The 1,474-nt window shown below is 32.4% G+C and carries 2 protein-coding genes and 5 tRNA genes; all 7 read left to right on the top strand.

Annotated elements, in window-relative coordinates; all coding sequences use genetic code 11:
* The first annotated feature begins 13 nt into the window (after window positions 1-13).
* Window positions 14-90: transfer RNA gene (locus ATCC9714_RS16405), tRNA-His, on the top strand.
* A 9-nt stretch (window positions 91-99) separates the two neighbouring features.
* Window positions 100-175, top strand: a tRNA-Lys gene (locus ATCC9714_RS16400).
* Between the two features lie 21 nt (window positions 176-196).
* Window positions 197-270 (top strand) — tRNA-Cys (locus ATCC9714_RS16395).
* An 8-nt stretch (window positions 271-278) separates the two neighbouring features.
* Window positions 279-355, top strand: a tRNA-Arg gene (locus ATCC9714_RS16390).
* Window positions 356-365: 10 nt separating this feature from the next.
* Window positions 366-441: transfer RNA gene (locus tag ATCC9714_RS16385), tRNA-Val, on the top strand.
* Between the two features lie 163 nt (window positions 442-604).
* Entirely contained in the window at window positions 605-856 is a 252-nt protein-coding gene (locus ATCC9714_RS16380; RefSeq protein WP_054632075.1) for a DUF2508 family protein, read from the top strand.
* 24 nt (window positions 857-880) lie between these two features.
* Window positions 881-1,294 carry a hypothetical protein gene (locus ATCC9714_RS16375; protein ID WP_057545391.1) on the top strand — a complete coding sequence of 138 codons (414 nt, stop codon included), beginning with the start codon at window positions 881-883 and terminating at the stop codon, window positions 1,292-1,294.
* Window positions 1,295-1,474 lie beyond the last annotated feature (180 nt).

Below are 1,474 nucleotides of genomic sequence, written 5' to 3'. Positions count from 1 at the left end.
TCGACCAATTATGGTGGGTATAGCTCAGTTGGTTAGAGCGCCAGATTGTGGCTCTGGAGGTCGTGAGTTCGACTCTCATTATCCACCCCATAAAAAGTTGATCCATTAGCTCAGTCGGTAGAGCACCTGACTTTTAATCAGGGTGTCCCGCGTTCGAGTCGCGGATGGATCACCATTTTTTTATATTTAAAAAAATGGCGACATAGCCAAGTGGTAAGGCAGTGGACTGCAACTCCTTGATCCCCAGTTCGAATCTGGGTGTCGCCTCCAAAAAAATTGCGCCTATAGCTCAACTGGATAGAGTGTCTGACTACGAATCAGAAGGTTAGGGGTTCGAGTCCCTTTGGGCGCACCATACTATTTTCGGGATTATAGCTCAGCTGGGAGAGCACCTGCCTTACAAGCAGGGGGTCACAGGTTCGAGCCCTGTTAATCCCACCAGTGTAAAAACATCTAATTTTAATTAGGTGTTTTTTTTATTAAAAATAAGAAAATATTGCAAAATATTAGCCTAAAATGTAATATATATTTAGTAAATAAAAGGTATATTTAACAGCTTATTTGGTAAGATTCTAGGTATATATTTTAAACGTAGGAGGTTAATATGCCTAGAAAAATTAGTATAAAAAGAAATAAGGAAAATGAAAAAATAATAAAAGAAATAAAGATAGCTCAATCAGAAATAAAATGTGCAGAAAATTTTTTTCAATATGTTAGTGATCCAGAATTAGTAGATGTTGCTATATACGATTTAGAGGCTAAGAAATCTAAGTATTCATATCTTATAAGGAAAGCTAAAGAAAGTGGTGTTAAAAATTCTCTTAAAGATTGCTTGATTGAGGCTATGGCAAAATAATTTATATATGAGGAGAACTTATTTATGTACATATTATTTGGGAATGAAATAGTTGATAGTGAGGAGATAAGAGATATTATAGAGGGTCAAACTCCATTTAGAGTGGACAAAGACTTGAGCAAAGGATCTAAAAGAGAAGATACAATAGGATTTCAAATTAGTATTAATATAGAAGAATTAAATAATATAATAAAAGAAGAATACGAAATAAATGATATGGAAAATGAAGAATTATTTGATGAATATATGATATTAACAGATGAAATTGGAGTAGATTTAGAGGAACTTATGCCAGAAGGTGCAATTTTAAATGTAAGATCTTATAAATGGGATAATTCAGAAGATAGAATAAAAGCAGTTGTAGCAGTTATCCCTGAAGAGTTAGGTGAAATGAAACTAATGGATATAACTAAGAGATTATTAACTCAAGTTGACTAGATAATAGGTAATTAATGATTACAAAGTAATCATTAATTACTAGAAAATAAAAAAACTTTTCAAAAAAGTGTTGACCTTATTAAAATAAGGTGGTATAGTATTACTTGTCCTTAAGAAAAGGGCAAACACAAATGATTAAAAGTAACGCCAACACAGTTACTTAAAATGAACTTTGAAAAT

Source organism: Paraclostridium sordellii, assembly GCF_000953675.1.
Classification (GTDB): Bacteria; Bacillota; Clostridia; order Peptostreptococcales; family Peptostreptococcaceae; genus Paraclostridium; species Paraclostridium sordellii.
Note: the sequence above shows the minus strand (reverse complement) of the source record. Positions and strands in the feature narration are given on the sequence as shown.

Coding starts and splice junctions, on each gene's coding strand:
- ATCC9714_RS16375 (WP_057545391.1), top strand. CDS start 881: ATGTACATATTATTTGGGAATGAAATAGTTGATAGTGAGGAGATAAGA.
- ATCC9714_RS16380 (WP_054632075.1), top strand. CDS start 605: ATGCCTAGAAAAATTAGTATAAAAAGAAATAAGGAAAATGAAAAAATA.